15 protein-coding genes and 1 tRNA gene are annotated in these 14,275 nt (G+C 64.5%); 10 read left to right on the top strand and 6 right to left on the bottom strand.

From position 1 onward, the window contains the following. Position 1: 1 nt before the first annotated feature. The 3 genes from HTS88_RS04855 to HTS88_RS04845 all read right to left on the bottom strand — a co-directional run bounded on the left by HTS88_RS04855 (position 2) and on the right by HTS88_RS04845 (position 989). Entirely contained in the window at positions 2-421 is a 420-nt protein-coding gene (locus tag HTS88_RS04855; protein WP_174176026.1) for an NUDIX hydrolase, read from the bottom strand. Then, positions 418-915, bottom strand: a complete 498-nt coding sequence (locus HTS88_RS04850) for a DUF6314 family protein (RefSeq protein ID WP_174176024.1) — start codon at positions 913-915, stop codon at positions 418-420. The genes HTS88_RS04855 and HTS88_RS04850 overlap by 4 nt, the downstream gene beginning before the upstream one ends. A gap of 1 nt (position 916) precedes the next feature. Then, a tRNA-Arg gene (locus tag HTS88_RS04845) sits at positions 917-989 on the bottom strand. Between the two features lie 82 nt (positions 990-1,071). Here HTS88_RS04845 and HTS88_RS04840 point away from each other — a divergent pair. Then, positions 1,072-1,827 carry a DUF998 domain-containing protein gene (locus HTS88_RS04840; RefSeq protein ID WP_174176022.1) on the top strand — a complete coding sequence of 252 codons (756 nt, stop codon included), beginning with the start codon at positions 1,072-1,074 and terminating at the stop codon, positions 1,825-1,827. On the opposite strand, the gene HTS88_RS04835 is transcribed toward HTS88_RS04840, so the two are convergent. After that, complete coding sequence (locus HTS88_RS04835) at positions 1,820-2,449, bottom strand: hypothetical protein (protein ID WP_174176020.1); 630 nt, start codon at positions 2,447-2,449, stop codon at positions 1,820-1,822. The genes HTS88_RS04840 and HTS88_RS04835 overlap by 8 nt on opposite strands. A 32-nt stretch (positions 2,450-2,481) precedes the next feature. On the opposite strand from HTS88_RS04835, the gene HTS88_RS04830 reads away from it, so the two are divergent. The 6 genes from HTS88_RS04830 to sucD all read left to right on the top strand — a co-directional run bounded on the left by HTS88_RS04830 (position 2,482) and on the right by sucD (position 10,541). Then, a complete protein-coding gene (locus HTS88_RS04830) occupies positions 2,482-3,312 on the top strand; it encodes an inositol monophosphatase family protein (protein ID WP_174176018.1) in 831 nt (276 codons plus the stop codon). Between the two features lie 223 nt (positions 3,313-3,535). Further along, on the top strand, positions 3,536-6,082 hold the full coding sequence (gene pcrA, locus HTS88_RS04825; protein WP_400512904.1) for a DNA helicase PcrA: 2,547 nt from the start codon (positions 3,536-3,538) through the stop codon (positions 6,080-6,082). Between the two features lie 117 nt (positions 6,083-6,199). Next, complete coding sequence (locus HTS88_RS04820) at positions 6,200-7,510, top strand: glycosyltransferase (RefSeq protein ID WP_174176013.1); 1,311 nt, start codon at positions 6,200-6,202, stop codon at positions 7,508-7,510. Between the two features lie 18 nt (positions 7,511-7,528). Continuing rightward, positions 7,529-8,215, top strand: a complete 687-nt coding sequence (locus tag HTS88_RS04815; RefSeq protein ID WP_377086661.1) for a hypothetical protein — start codon at positions 7,529-7,531, stop codon at positions 8,213-8,215. 242 nt (positions 8,216-8,457) lie between these two features. Continuing rightward, a complete protein-coding gene (gene sucC / locus HTS88_RS04810) occupies positions 8,458-9,627 on the top strand; it encodes an ADP-forming succinate--CoA ligase subunit beta (RefSeq protein WP_174176011.1) in 1,170 nt (389 codons plus the stop codon). Between the two features lie 11 nt (positions 9,628-9,638). After that, entirely contained in the window at positions 9,639-10,541 is a 903-nt protein-coding gene (sucD, locus tag HTS88_RS04805; RefSeq protein ID WP_157239019.1) for a succinate--CoA ligase subunit alpha, read from the top strand. Between the two features lie 150 nt (positions 10,542-10,691). Here the strand turns inward: sucD and HTS88_RS04800 are convergent, their stop codons facing one another. Together HTS88_RS04800 and HTS88_RS04795 are read right to left on the bottom strand one after the other, a co-directional pair. Further along, positions 10,692-11,174: an SRPBCC family protein gene (locus HTS88_RS04800; protein WP_174176009.1), complete on the bottom strand. Its 483-nt coding sequence runs from the start codon at positions 11,172-11,174 to the stop codon at positions 10,692-10,694. Next, complete coding sequence (locus HTS88_RS04795; RefSeq protein ID WP_174176007.1) at positions 11,171-11,533, bottom strand: ArsR/SmtB family transcription factor; 363 nt, start codon at positions 11,531-11,533, stop codon at positions 11,171-11,173. The genes HTS88_RS04800 and HTS88_RS04795 overlap by 4 nt, the downstream gene beginning before the upstream one ends. 149 nt (positions 11,534-11,682) lie before the next feature. Here HTS88_RS04795 and HTS88_RS04790 point away from each other — a divergent pair, with 149 nt between their 5' ends. The 3 genes from HTS88_RS04790 (at position 11,683) to HTS88_RS04780 (ending at position 14,241) form a co-directional block, all read left to right on the top strand. Next, positions 11,683-12,087 (top strand): tautomerase family protein, encoded by a 405-nt coding sequence (locus HTS88_RS04790; RefSeq protein WP_174176005.1) that lies wholly within the window; start codon positions 11,683-11,685, stop codon positions 12,085-12,087. Between the two features lie 202 nt (positions 12,088-12,289). Further along, entirely contained in the window at positions 12,290-13,294 is a 1,005-nt protein-coding gene (gene iolC, locus HTS88_RS04785) for a 5-dehydro-2-deoxygluconokinase (RefSeq protein ID WP_174176003.1), read from the top strand. Then, on the top strand, positions 13,291-14,241 hold the full coding sequence (locus HTS88_RS04780) for a Cgl0159 family (beta/alpha)8-fold protein (protein WP_174176001.1): 951 nt from the start codon (positions 13,291-13,293) through the stop codon (positions 14,239-14,241). Before iolC ends, HTS88_RS04780 begins: the two co-directional genes overlap by 4 nt. Positions 14,242-14,275 lie beyond the last annotated feature (34 nt).

The raw sequence follows: 14,275 nt of genomic DNA, 5'->3' as shown, positions 1-14,275 counted from the left end.
TCTAGGCCTGCCTGTCCGCGCTGCCGGACCTTGCCAGCTCCGGCAGGATATGGTCCGTCAGCAGCGGGGCAAGGTCGCGGGTGGGCTGCGAGCCCAGGGTCAGCCACCTGATCTCGGCGATTTCCGCGGAAGGGTGGGCCTCCCACACTCCGGGGGCCATAAAAACTGTTGCCTCAATGTCCGTGGCGGCCTCGTTCGCGGCATCGGCGATCCACACCCCCATCAGCTGGAGTTCCCGGGGGTCGAGGACGATGCCCACTTCTTCCGCGAGTTCACGTACGGCCGCCTGGACTGCTGTCTCCCCGGCCTCGGGCTTGCCGCCGGGATGCATGAACATGGCCGTGCCGCGTTTCCGCACGGTCAGGAGCCTGCCTGCCTTGTCGAAGACGCAGACGGCCGAGACCACAATGCGGTCCTTCATGCTGCGGGCCCCTGCCGGCGCACCAGGTGTGACGTCAGCAGCAGGTCCTTGCGGGGGCCCTGGACGTCCCACGTGTAGCTGAACCTGTCCAAGCCCCCATAGACGTAGGCAACGCGGTAGGTATCGGGATCGCACCAGTGACGGTCAAGGTTGGACTCCGGAGTAAAGCTCATCCGGTGGAACGGGCGGCCGTCAGGGAAGAACACGTCCAGGGCATCAGGGGACCCGGCAGGCCGCAGCAGGTACTCGCGGGAGGCGGGGCCCGTGAAGGAGGGCCAGCGCATGGTGCCTTCCTCACGGAAGGCCAGGCCGCCGTCGTCCGTGGGAATAAAATGCACGACGCCGGAGAAGGTTCCGCGGGTGCCATCCGCGCGGTCCAGCAGGTCCCGCTGGACGGTCCACTGCCCGGCGCTGGCAGCGTCCGCGTCGGGGCCTGGTGAGGTGGGGCCGAGGAGGTAGGCGCGGAGCGCGAACTCCGGGGGAGGAAAGTTCAAGTGCCCTCGATTGGAATCGAACCAACGACACCGGCTTTAGGAGAGCCGTGCTCTATCCACTGAGCTACGAGGGCTTGCGTCCGGCGGATCGGCAGGCCAGTCCGGCCGGACACGGATACAAGCATACAAGGTGCTGGGCCGTACTACGCTCAAGGCATGAGTTCAGCGCCGTCCGCCGCCATGCCTGCCACGTTAATTCCGGACACCGCGTCCACCCGCCAGTACATCGGCGCCTGGTCGGTGCTGAGCGTCCTGCAGTATTTTGCCGCGGAAGCGGCAGTGATCGGTGCCTGGGCGGGCCCCAGGCCCTATGACCTGCGGACGGGGTACATCAGCGACCTTGGCGCCCTGGACTGCGGCATCTTTGACGGCCGCGAGGTGTGTTCCCCATTGAACTGGCTGATGAACGCCTCATTCGTGGTCCAGGGGCTCGGCATGCTGCTGGGTGCCCTTTTGCTGAGCTCCGGGCTGCTTTGCGTCGCTGCCCGGGCGGATCTGCGGGTGCAGCCGCGGCGCAGGCCCTGGCTGGCGGCTGTCTGGGTCCGGATCCTGACCGGGACCGCGGGGGCCGGAACTGTGATCGTGGGACTGGTGCCCGAGGACGCAGGCTCCGGCTGGCACATCGTGGGCGCTGTGATGTACTTCCTCGCCGGGGCTGCCGCCCTGCTGGTCCTGGGCATCCTCTGGCTGCGGAAAACAAACTTCGCCTGGTTCATCCTGGTGTGCGGTGCCGTGTCCCTTGCCGCCCTGGGGACGGGCGGCCTGACGGGAATGGACGTTCCGGAGCCAGGCACGCTGGAACGGCTCATGGGTTATCCGGTCACCTTGGGCATGGCCACTGCAGGACTGGTCATTGCACGCCAGGTCCACCGCCACCGCAAGGAGATGCGGGCCCGGGCAGCCTTCAGATAGCCGCTTTGGGCTTGCGGGCGCCGAGGACAACGGCGGCAGCACCCGCCAGCAGGCTGAGGACCAAAAGGACCCAACCGGCCACGGTGAGCCCGGAGGCAAGGGCCACCTGGCCGGCGTCGGCAGTGCCGGCTGCGAGCACTCCGTCGATGGCGGCGTTGCCCCAAAGCCGGACCACAACGAACAGAAGCGGCAAGGACCAGAGCGCCCAGCGCAGGGCTTTCCGGGCCACGTTGGTGCCGATCAGCAGCAGCCACGTGAATCCGAAGATCAGCGGGAACAGGGTCCCCGCTGTTTTATGAACGTAATTAAGCTGGCCGCGCGCGTCATCGTCCATGACGGCCTGGAGCTGGCTGATGTAGGCCGCATCGAAGCCGCCGATGAGCGAGTCCGGCATGGCCAGGTCCGTGGAGAGGTCACGGAGCTGCTCCAGGGTCAGCAGATGCAGGTACCAGAAGAGGAACAGGCTGGCCACCACACCGGCGATCAGGATGAGGTTGCTGTTGTTCTGGGCTTTCTCCGGCGTTCGCGCAGTGGTTGGATTCACCACCGGCGGCAGATGGTGCTGCGGTACCGCCGCCTTGGAGCCGTGCTTCTTGATCCGCTGGGCAGGTGTTTTGGCCATGGCTTCATTATCGCGCCCCTTAAACTGAAGCCATGACCACTGGCCGGCACAGCGCTGTTGAACTTGACCCCTCGTTGGACGACTACCAGCTGGCAGCAGCCTTGGTCCGGGAAGCCGGGCAGCTGGCGCTGCTCATGCGGATGGCGGGCCTGCAGTCGCAGCAGAAGACCTCTATTTCAGACGTCGTGACCGCCGCTGACCACGCTGCAGAGGCCTATGTTCTGGAGCAGCTGCAGCGCTGCCGGCCACAGGACGGCATCCTGGGAGAGGAAGGCGCATCTGTACAGGGCAGCAGCGGCCGGACCTGGGTCATCGATCCGGTGGACGGCACGTACAACTTCCTGCACGGTTCCACCTACTGGTGCTCGGCCATCGCTTTGAAGGACCAGTCCGACGTGCTGCTTGGTGCCATCTTTCAGCCGGAGGAGGACAAGCTCTGGCTCGGTGGCCGCACGCATCCGGCCAGCCTGAACGGTGAACGGCTGACGGTTTTCCACGACAACAGGGGAGAGCGCAACGCAACCCCAGCGGCCCAGCTGGGGGCGGCAACCTACATCCACCCCAGCTGGCTGATGGATCCGCTGTGCGCCATGCCCTGGCACGCGGCGGCCACGTCGGCTGCCGCCCTGCGGATGCTCGGCTCCGGTTCGTGCGACCTTGGCCGGGTGGCGGACGGCCAACTGGGGTGCTGGTTCCAGCACAGCTGCCCGGAATGGGACTGGCTGCCCGGCAAGGCAATCGTCCGGGCTGCCGGCGGCGCCGTGGACACAGTGCGGGTCAACGGACTCGAATGGTTCATGGCGGGAGGGACGACGGCGGTGCGCGAGCTGCGTGCGGCCCTCGAATCCGGGTCCGTGGCATAGCCCACGCCCCAGGCCGCGGGGGCCCAGTGCATTGCTGACTGCCGCCGTCGTCATCGCTTCCATCCACCAAGCCTTTCAACCGAAGGACCTCATTGCATGCGCCCATCAGCGCTATGTGGATAAAGCAGCAGGACAGCCCAAAAGGGCAAGGAGCGGCGGCCCGTCATCCACAGCCTGGAAGTCCGCGTCGGTCCCACCGCCTAGACTTGTAGGCACCATGGATATGTTGTTTGACCCGTACTCTGACGGACCGTTCAAGGCTGCCTCCCCGGCAGCCGCCCGCACCAGGTCGCGCGCTGAAGGCGCCACGGCGGCCGGTCCCGGCGGTGCTGCGCCGTGGGAGAACCGGCAGGGCGCCGGGCTGTCCGGCGGCACACAGGGACCGCATGCGGATGGTCAGCACGCGGAGGCCCACGGCCACCGCCGGCCGGACGCAGGCCAGCTCCTGGAAGGGCTCAACCCGCAGCAGGAGGAGGCCGTTAAGCACGCCGGTTCCGCGCTGCTGATCGTAGCCGGCGCGGGTTCGGGCAAAACCCGTGTGCTCAGCAACAGGATCGCCTACCTGATCGCCACCGGGCGGGCCCATCATGGCGAGATCCTCGCCATCACCTTCACCAACAAGGCCGCTGCGGAAATGCGGGAACGCATTGAAGCGCTGGTGGGTGGGCGGGCCAAAATCATGTGGATCTCCACCTTCCACTCATCCTGCGTGCGGATCCTGCGCCAGGAAGCCGCGAATGTGGGGCTGAAATCGAACTTCTCCATCTACGACTCAGCCGACTCCCTCCGGTTGGTCACCCAGGTGTCCAAGGCCCTGGACCTGGACCCGAAGAAGTTTGCGCCCAAGGCCATCCAGCACAAGATCTCAGCCTTGAAGAACGAACTCATCGATGCTGACTCGTACTCCTCTGCCGCGAACTACAACGATCCTTTCGAACAGGCCGTGGCGGAGGTCTACAAGGGCTATACGCAGCGGCTGCGCCAGGCCAACGCCATGGATTTCGATGACCTGATAGCCGAAACCGTGTTCATGTTCCGGGCCTTCCCTGCCCTTGCGGACTCCTACCGCCGGCGGTTCAGGCATGTCCTGGTGGATGAGTACCAGGACACCAACCATGCCCAGTACGCCCTGGTCCGGGAGATCGTGGGCGAAGGGCCCGGCGCCTCCGAGCTGACGGTCGTGGGCGATTCGGACCAGTCCATCTACGCTTTCCGGGGCGCCGACATCCGCAACATCGTGGAGTTCGAAAAGGATTACCCCGAAGCACGGACCATCAAGCTGGAGCAGAACTACCGCTCCACGCAGAACATCCTCAGCGCAGCCAACTCGGTCATCTCACGGAACCCCAACCGTCCCGAGAAGCGGCTGTGGACCGCCGAGGGCAACGGCCACAAAATTATCGGCTACGTGGGCGAGAACGAGCACGACGAAGCCCAGTTCATTGCCAAGGAGATCGACCGGCTCCAGGATGAAGACAACCTCCGTCCGGGGGACGTCGCCATCTTCTACCGCACCAATGCACAGTCACGCTCCATCGAGGACGTGCTGGTCCGGGTGGGCCTGCCGTACAAGGTGGTGGGTGGCACGCGGTTTTACGAGCGCAAGGAAATCAAGGACGCCCTGGCCTACCTCCGCGTCCTGGTGAATCCGGACGACGACGTCAACCTGCGGCGGGTGCTCAACGAACCAAAACGGGGGATCGGCGACCGCGCCGAAGGTGCGGTGGCGGCACTGGCCCAGCGTGAGCGCATCTCGTTCATGGCAGCCGCCCGTCGGGCCGAGCAGGCCCCGGCGATGGCAACCCGATCCGTCAATGCCGTCCTTGGGTTTGTGAAGTTGCTGGATGACCTCGCGGAAGTGGCTGCGGGTTCCGGTGCCGCAGCAGCCCTTGAAGCCGTCCTGGAACAGACCGGCTACCTGGCCGCGCTTCGCTCCAGTACCGACCCCCAGGACGAGTCCCGGGTGGAGAACCTGGCGGAGCTCGTGGCCGTGGTGCGGGAGTACGAGCAGGAGAACCCCGAAGGGTCGCTGGGCGCGTTCCTGGAGCAGGTCTCGCTGGTGGCCGACGCCGACCAGATTCCTGACGCCCCCGGCGGGGACGCGGAAGACACAGCCGCAGCCGTGGCGGAGGCCAAACGGCTTGGCGTGGTCACGCTGATGACACTGCACACCGCCAAGGGACTCGAGTTCCCGGTGGTCTTCCTGACCGGGATGGAGCACGGACTGTTTCCGCACCAGCGGTCAGCCACTGACCCCAAGGAACTGGCGGAAGAACGCCGGCTTGCCTACGTTGGCCTGACGCGCGCCCGGAAACGCCTGTACGTCACCCGTTCCGAGGTCCGGAGCATGTGGGGCCAGAGCCAGTACAACCCCGCCAGCCAGTTCCTGGAGGAAATTCCCGCCGAGCTCCTGGAATGGAAGCGCGAAGGAACCAACAGGCAGTCGGGCGGGTGGGGCGGCGGGTCAATCGGTTCGAACCGCTACAGCGGATCCTTCTGGGGAGCCGGAACGGCCCGGGGCGCGGCTGCTGACTCGTCAGCCGGATTCAACGCGGACGTGCCCGCGGCCATTGCGAAGAACCGTGTGCAGCCGCAGAAAGAAATCGTGGCGGTCACCGTGGGGGACAAGGTCAACCACACGAGCTTCGGCAACGGTACCGTCCTCGCGCTTGAGGGGGCAGGGGACAAGACCGTGGCCAAGGTGAAGTTCGACGTCGGTGAGAAGCGTTTGCTGCTGCGCTACGCGCCGCTGACCAAGCTCGACGCCTAGCAGTTCACGGACAGCGACGGCGGGGGTCGGCAGGTACAACTCCTTGCCGGCACCGGCGCCCGGGACTAAGGTTCAGGAACCGTCCTGCTGCAGCGCAGGACCAGTCGGAGCACGGCCATGAAAATCCTGTTCGCCAGCCAGGCCATCGATGGGCACTTCAACCCCATGACGGGGGTGGCGGTCCGCCTCAAAGAACGCGGGCACAACGTCGCCTGGTACACCGGTCCCGTCTTCCGTGACAAGCTCCGGGACCTGGACATCCCGCTCCTTCCTTTCCAGCGGGCCATTGAGCACCGCGTGGATAACCTCTTCGAGCTGTACCCTGAACGCGCCGAGCTCAAAGGACCGCGGGCTATCGGGTTCGATGGTGAAAAGATCTTTGCCAGCAACGTCAGCAACTTCTTCGAGGACATCCGGGAACTGGAACAGGACTTTGCCTTCGACGTGGCCGTGGTGGACAGTTCCATGTTCATCCACCGCCTCGTGGCGAGCCTGATGGGCAAGCCGCTGGTGAACTTCGTGGCTATTCCCAACATGGAGAGCGACCCGCAGGTACCGCCGCTGTTCTTCGGCTTCAAGCCTGCCCGCAACCCGGTAGAGAGATCCATCCAGGCGGCGGCGGGCTTCCTGTCCGACAACGTCATCCTGCGGCCCGCCGGCCTGAGCTACCGCCGCCAGCTTGCTGCCTACGGGCAGGCCGCCCCCAGGCACGGACGTCTGACGGACGAGCCCTACCGCTCCTCAGCGGCCGTCATCCAGACCGGCCCGGAAGCCCTGGACTTCCCGCGGCGGCACCGGAACCCCGCGGTGCACTATGTGGGGGCACTCCTGCCGTACAGGCCCCCGGGACCGGCCGGGGCCGTGGCTGAACGTGACACCAAAGAAGCGGAACGCTGGCCGCAATACCCACGCACGTTGCTGGTGACCCAGGGAACCGTGGACAACGTGGACCAGGACAAGCTGATAGTCCCGGCGCTCGAGGCGGTCAAGGACATGGATGCGCTGGTGATTGTGGCCACCGGTGGCCGCGGGACGGAGGCCCTCAGCGCCCGCTACCCGCAGCCCAACATCGTGATCCGCGACTTCGTGGATTTCGCCAGGGTGCTGGATTTTACGGACGTGTTCATCACCAACGGCGGCTTCGGCGGGGTGCAGCTCAGCCTGTCCAAAGGAGTGCCAATGGTGGTGTCAGGGATCAACGAGGGCAAGAGTGACGTCAACGCCAGGGTGGAATTCGCCGGCGTGGGCATCAGCCTTAAAACGGAACGGCCCAAGCCACGGCGAATTGCCCAAGCAGTGCAGGAGATCCTCTCGAATGCTGCCTGGCGGACGCGGGCACAACAGATGCGTGACCACTTTGCCGCCGGGGATCCCGCCGCTGTTGCCGCCGCCGTCGTCGAAAAGGCAGCCGGCCTGGCACCAGACTGAGCGCCGCCATGAAGCATAATGGACCGCATGCGACGGACTGTACGGGGGATGCTCGCCGCCCTTTTCCTCCTGGCTGCAACAGGCTGCACCGTGACGGTGGAGGACCCTGGATACGTGGCACCGCCTCCACTGCCGCCGATTGAACAGTTGGAACAGGCGCCGCTCGTTGACCGGCAGGAATTTTCCCGCGGTGACGATGTCCTCTCCTTCATCACCGAGGACCGGACAGTGGCGTGTTCCCTGACGGCAGCCCGCGGGCCGCACATCAACCTTCCCTATGAGCAGAACAGCTTCAGCGAGAGCGACAACAACAAACTGGCCATTGTGCCGGTAGCCCACTGCGAACTGGCCGGATACCCGAAACCCGCCCCGGGCGACGTGGCGGATGACTGCGCGGGAACGAATCTCGGATACCTGGGCGGGGTGGCCCTGCTGACGCCGGACAAAGCAACGTACGGAGAGTGCCGGTCCGGCGTCACACAAATGGAAGCAACATACGGCCCCCGCGGCAACAAGGCCGGCCCGATCGCGGAATTGGCTGTGCTGGCTGACGGACAGAACCTCGAACGCAACGGACTTCGCTGTTCCGCCTACAACGGCGGCGTAGCCTGCGGAAACGTCTCGGCCGGCGTAGGGTTCTTTGTTTCGGAGAACCGTTACGAGCTGATTTCCAGCCCGCCGGAAAGTACCCCGCCGGCACCGTGAAGCCCTCAAAATCCGCGGAAATCCGCGGTTTTTCTACGTTCCATAGAATAGTGTCCTTACTCACATAAGGGGTACTCTGGGACGGCCCGGTCCTCCCAAAGGACTAGAGTTCCCAGTGGAGCATCACGCCGCGTGGCTCGTTTCCAACAGGCCGCCGGTGCGTGCAATTCCGCAGCCCGGTCATCGTCTTCGATGGTGTCCGACTGTACAGAAACTACTTCGACGTAGAAGGACACTAAACCGTGGACCTGTTTGAATACCAGGCGCGCGATATGTTCGAGGCGCACGGTGTACCCGTGCTTGCCGGCATCGTGGCGTACACCCCAGAAGAAGCAAAGGCAGCTGCCGAGAAGATCGGCGGCGTAACTGTCGTTAAGGCCCAGGTTAAGGCCGGTGGCCGCGGTAAGGCCGGCGGCGTCAAGGTTGCCAAGACCGCCGATGAGGCACTTGAGCACTCCACCAACATCCTGGGCATGGACATCAAGGGCCACACCGTTAATAAGGTGATGATTGCCCAGGGTGCGGACATCGCCGAGGAATACTACTTCTCCGTCCTGCTGGACCGGGCCAACCGCAACTACCTGGCCATGTGCTCGGTTGAAGGCGGCATGGAAATCGAACAGCTCGCCGTCGAACGCCCTGAGGCGCTGGCGAAGATCGCCATCGATCCCGCCGTGGGCATCGACCAGGCCAAGGCTGACGAGATTGTCGCAGCAGCCGGCTTCGCCGAGGAACTGCGCGGCAAAGTCGCCGCCGTGATCCTGAAGCTCTGGGATGTCTTCAAGAAGGAAGACGCCACCCTGGTGGAGGTCAACCCGCTGGTCAAGACCGGTGCCGGTGAGATCGTGGCCCTGGACGGCAAGGTCTCCCTGGACGAGAACGCCGACTTCCGCCACGCCAAGCACGCCCTCCTTGAGGACAAGGACGCTGCTGACCCGCTGGAGGCCAAGGCCAAGGCGCAGGACCTGAACTACGTCAAGCTGGACGGTGAAGTAGGGATCATCGGCAACGGTGCCGGCCTGGTCATGTCCACCCTCGACGTCGTTGCCTACGCAGGCGAAAACCATGGCAACGTCAAGCCCGCAAACTTCCTGGACATCGGCGGTGGAGCTTCCGCCGAGGTCATGGCCGCAGGCCTGGACGTCATCCTGGGCGACGAGCAGGTCAAGTCGGTATTCGTCAACGTCTTCGGTGGCATCACCGCGTGTGACGCCGTCGCCAAGGGCATCGTTGGTGCGCTGGCCGAGCTGGGCCACTCCGCGAACAAGCCGCTGGTAGTCCGCCTCGACGGCAACAACGTTGAGGAAGGCCGCCGCATCCTGGCCGAGGCCAACCACCCGCTGGTTACCCTGGCCGCAACCATGGACGAGGGCGCCGACAAGGCCGCCGAGCTCGCCAACGCAGCTAAGTAAAGGGACGCACCATGTCTATCTATCTGAACAAGGACTCCAAGGTCATCGTCCAGGGCATCACCGGCGGCGAAGGCACCAAGCACACCGCCCTGATGCTCAAGGCCGGCACCAACATCGTTGGCGGCGTCAACGCCCGCAAGGCCGGCACCACGGTCCTGCACGGCGATAAGGAAATCACTGTCTTCGGCACCGTCAAGGAAGCCATGGCGGAAACCGGCGCGGACGTCTCCATCGTCTTCGTGCCGCCGGCATTCACCAAGAGCGCCGTTGTTGAAGCCATCGAGGCCGGCATCGGCCTGGTCGTTGTCATCACCGAAGGTGTGCCGGTCCAGGACTCGGCCGAGTTCTGGGCACTGGCCCAGTCCAAGGTGGACGCCGACGGCAACCAGGTCACCCGCATCATCGGACCGAACTGCCCCGGCATCATCACCCCCGGTGAGGCGCTGGTTGGCATTACCCCGGCCAACATCACCGGCAAGGGCCCCATCGGCCTGGTCTCCAAGTCGGGCACCCTGACCTACCAGATGATGTACGAACTGCGCGACCTGGGCTTCTCCACCGCCATCGGCATCGGCGGCGACCCCATCATCGGCACCACCCACATCGACGCCCTCGCCGCGTTCGAGGCCGACCCCGAGACCAAGGCGATCGTCATGATCGGCGAAATCGGCGGTGACGCTGAAGAGCGCGCTGCCGACTTCATCAAGGCCAACGTCACCAAGCCGGTTGTCGGCTACGTGGCAGGCTTCACCGCTCCCGAAGGCAAGACCATGGGCCACGCCGGCGCCATCGTCTCCGGTTCCGCCGGAACCGCCCAGGCCAAGAAGGAAGCTCTGGAGGCCGCAGGCGTGAAGGTCGGCAAGACGCCGTCCGAGACCGCCAAGCTGCTGCGCGAAGTCTACGCAGCGCTCTAGTTCCAGTAAGAACCAACGCGGGGTCACTCCCGGCCCGATCCATCCCCTGGATTGGGCGCAGAGTGACCCCGCGTTGCTGTTTAACGTACGACGACGGGAGGTCACCTTTCCAAGCGAAAGGTGACCTCCCGTCGTCGTACTTTTTGCCTGTCAGACCTTGGCGCCGCTGAGGAGTTCGTCCAGCCGCTCATAGCCCTCGCTCATGCCGCCTTCCATTCCGGACTGCGCCATGCCGTCGCGGGCCTCCTGCGTGGGATAGACCGAATGTCCGCGGAGGCGGCACCGGCCATTGCCCAGGTCCTCGAACGTCATGAACTCCAGGCTGACGACGTCCGGATACCCGCCGAACTCGAAAGTCTGGATGGCGAAATCGTTCTCGCGGACCGTGTGGAAGATGCCTTTGAACTCATAGGGCACTCCTTCCGGCCCGGTGTGCAGGTAGCTGTAACTGCCGCCGGTCCGGAAGTCGTAGTGGTCGATGTCCATCTTGTAACCACGCGGACCCAACCACTGGACGAGAAGGTCCGGCTCCTTGTGGGCCCGGAACAGATCAGCGACAGGAAAATCGAACTCACGCTCGTAGTCGATGAAGGGGACTCCCTCAGGAACGCTGAGCTTCAAAGAATTGCTCACGATGACTCCTTTGTATCTGGGCCGCTGCCGGGTGCAGCGTTCGAGATCAGCACGGCATCGAGGCTGCGGAACTGCCCCTCGCGGACCAACCTGTACTGGTCGATCCATGCGGTGAGTGCCTCAAGCCGCGCGGGATTCAGGTGCACGGGCCGCCGCTGTGCTTCCCTGGTGCGGGTGACCAGTTCCGCCTGCTCGAGTACCTGGATGTGCTTCGAGACAGCCTGTTTGGAGATCTCGAAGGGTTCCGCCAATTCATTCACGGTGGCCGGTCCCCGGCTGAGCCGGGCGATGATGCTCCGCCGCACGGGATCGGCCAGGGCCATAAACGCCGAGTCCAAGGCTGCGCTTTCGGAGCCCATCAGAACCTTTCGTATTCAACCACATATTTTATCAACCAACTGGTTGTCTAAGAATATTCCGTCTGCTTCTGTTGCACAAGATGCTCGAAAGTCTTGCCGCCGTTCCAATAACTTTGTTAGTATGTCAGTACAAACTTAAAGGAGAGACAATGCCACTCGTTCGTATCGATGTAAACCAGGGCCGCAACCGGGGGGACCTTCAGAAACTGAGCCGCGGGATCCATGACGCGATCCTTGCCGAGTATGGCATTCCGGAGCGCGACTACTTCCACATCCTCACCGAGCACCCGGAGGGGCAGATTTTTGCGCAGGATGCCGGTCTTGGCTTTGAGCGGACCAAGGGGGTTGTGATGATCCAGATCTTCACCCAGGGCGGCCGGTCCCAGGATGCAAAGCAGCGCCTCTTCGCTGCCGTGGCCGGGAAGCTCGCTGAGGCGGGCATTGCCGGGGAGGATGTTTTCATCGGCTACGTGGAGAACACGGCCGGCGACTGGTCATTCGGCTTTGGCCGCGCCCAGTACGTCACCGGCGAGCTGGCCGTGCCCCGGAAGTAGGGCGTCGTTCAGGCGATGAAAGGCCGCAATGCGCGGCAAAACAGGCCTTATGGCACGTTGTAAACATGTCAGTACAAACCTTTGACAGGACATTAATTCTAGGGCAAAGTAGTGGATGTGACCCCGCTCATGGAGGGGCCAGCCAGTCACTGGAGCTCTAGCTGTTGAGGACAGAGTCCACATTAGAAAGGTCCGCGATACCGTGACCCACGAACTGCTCACGATCGGGCGCATCAGCGTTGATATCTACCCGAACGACATCGGGGTGGACCTGGAGGACGTGACGTCCTTCGGCAAGTACCTCGGCGGGTCACCGTCGAACGTTGCCGTAGCAGCCGCCCGGCATGGCCGCCGGACAGGCGTGATTACCCGCACCGGTGACGACGCTTTCGGCACGTACCTCCACCGGGAACTGAAGAAGTTCAGCGTTGACGACACGTATGTCACCCCGGTCAAGGAATGGCCAACGGCGGTGACGTTTTGTGCGATCAAGCCGGCCACGGACGAGTTCCCGCTCTACTTCTATGGGCGCTTTCCTACCGCCCCGGACCTGCAGATCAGGGCCGACGAACTTGACCTGGAGGCCATCCGCGAGGCGGGCATCTTCTGGTCCACTGTTACCGGGCTGTGCCAGGAACCCAGCCGAACAGCCCACATCAAGGCACACGAGGCACGTCCCCGGACCGGGTTGAAGGAAGGCCAGTTCACCATCCTGGATCTCGACTACCGGCCCATGTTCTGGGCATCTGAAGGGGAAGCGCGGGCTGAGGTGGCCAAGATCCTGCCGCACGTCACCGTCGCCATCGGCAACGACAAGGAATGCGCCGTGGCGGTAGGGGAGGGAACCCCCGATGAGCAGGCGGACCGCCTGCTGGCCGCCGGAGTCGAGATCGCCGTCGTCAAGCTTGGGCCCGAAGGCGTCATGGCGAAAACCCGCACGGAACGCGTAGTCTCCGCCCCCGTGCCGGTGCAAACCGTCAACGGCCTGGGAGCCGGCGATTCCTTCGGCGGTGCCTTCTGCCACGGACTGCTGTCCGGCTGGCCGCTGGCCCAGGTTCTGGACTACGCCAATGCCGCCGGCGCGATCGTCGCCTCCCGCCTTTCCTGCGCGGATGCCATGCCGACGCCGGATGAGGTCACCTCGCTGCTCGCGGAACGCGGCCGCCTGTTGCCTGGCCAGTTTGCCACCGAAGGAGCAGCACTGTGACCCTTACACCACTGGCCTCGAACAATGCGCTGGACGACGACCCGCGCCGCTATGCCCACCTGAGCACCATCCGGCTCGAGGACCCGGACGCTGTTGCCCGGGCAGCGAAGGCACGGCGCCGCCACCCTGGGCTGAAGTACGGCAGGCAGAACTTCATCGTCGCCGCCGACCACCCTGCCCGCGGCGCCCTGGCCGTGGGCAGTGACCCTGTGGCGATGGCAGACCGCCGCCGATTGCTGGACCGGCTCCAGATTGCCCTGGCAAATCCGGACGTGGATGGCGTGCTTGCGTCGCCGGACATCATGGATGACCTGCTCCTGCTGGGTGCGCTGGAAGGAAAACTGGTTTTCGGCTCAATGAACCGCGGCGGACTCGCCGGCCTGGTCAATGAAATCGATGACCGCTTCACCGGCCACACGGCAGCCGCCCTGGAAGCGCTGGGTGCCGACGGCGGAAAGATGCTGACCCGCATCTGCCTGGGGGACCCGGACACGGTGGCAACCTTGGAGGCTACTGCCAAGGCCATCGACTCCCTTGCCGAGCGCAAGCTCATTGCCATGGTGGAGCCCTTCCTTTCGGTCCGGGACAACGGCCGCGTACGGAATGACCTGTCCACGGACGCCGTCATCAAGTCCATCGCCATCGCCGAGGGCCTGGGATCCACCAGCGCCTACACCTGGATGAAGCTTCCCGTCGTGGCGGACATGGAGCGGGTCATGGCGGCCACCACCATGCCCACCGTCCTGCTGGGCGGGGATCCGGACAGCAGCCAGGACGAGGTTTTCGCCAGCTGGCAGGCAGCCCTTGCGTTGCCGGGAGTGCAGGGCCTCACTGTTGGCCGGACGCTCCTGTACCCGGCCGACGGCGATGTTGCCGGTGCCGTGGCCACGGCCGCCTCACTGCTGAACCACACCACCCCAAACCGAACCGAAGAAGTATCGGAGTAGCCTCCCCATGGGAACAACATCAGGAACTGCCACC

Source organism: Pseudarthrobacter oxydans, assembly GCF_013314975.1.
GTDB lineage: Bacteria > Actinomycetota > Actinomycetes > Actinomycetales > Micrococcaceae > Arthrobacter > Arthrobacter oxydans.
Note: the sequence above shows the minus strand (reverse complement) of the source record. Positions and strands in the feature narration are given on the sequence as shown.

Bases quoted from the DNA above. Each gene is read 5' to 3' on its own strand.
- HTS88_RS04855 (WP_174176026.1), bottom strand. From the start codon at position 421: ATGAAGGACCGCATTGTGGTCTCGGCCGTCTGCGTCTTCGACAAGGCA.
- HTS88_RS04840 (WP_174176022.1), top strand. From the start codon at position 1,072: ATGAGTTCAGCGCCGTCCGCCGCCATGCCTGCCACGTTAATTCCGGAC.
- HTS88_RS04835 (WP_174176020.1), bottom strand. From the start codon at position 2,449: ATGGCCAAAACACCTGCCCAGCGGATCAAGAAGCACGGCTCCAAGGCG.
- HTS88_RS04830 (WP_174176018.1), top strand. From the start codon at position 2,482: ATGACCACTGGCCGGCACAGCGCTGTTGAACTTGACCCCTCGTTGGAC.
- pcrA (WP_400512904.1), top strand. From the start codon at position 3,536: ATGTTGTTTGACCCGTACTCTGACGGACCGTTCAAGGCTGCCTCCCCG.
- HTS88_RS04820 (WP_174176013.1), top strand. From the start codon at position 6,200: ATGAAAATCCTGTTCGCCAGCCAGGCCATCGATGGGCACTTCAACCCC.
- HTS88_RS04815 (WP_377086661.1), top strand. From the start codon at position 7,529: ATGGACCGCATGCGACGGACTGTACGGGGGATGCTCGCCGCCCTTTTC.
- sucD (WP_157239019.1), top strand. From the start codon at position 9,639: ATGTCTATCTATCTGAACAAGGACTCCAAGGTCATCGTCCAGGGCATC.
- HTS88_RS04795 (WP_174176007.1), bottom strand. From the start codon at position 11,533: ATGGGCTCCGAAAGCGCAGCCTTGGACTCGGCGTTTATGGCCCTGGCC.
- HTS88_RS04790 (WP_174176005.1), top strand. From the start codon at position 11,683: ATGCCACTCGTTCGTATCGATGTAAACCAGGGCCGCAACCGGGGGGAC.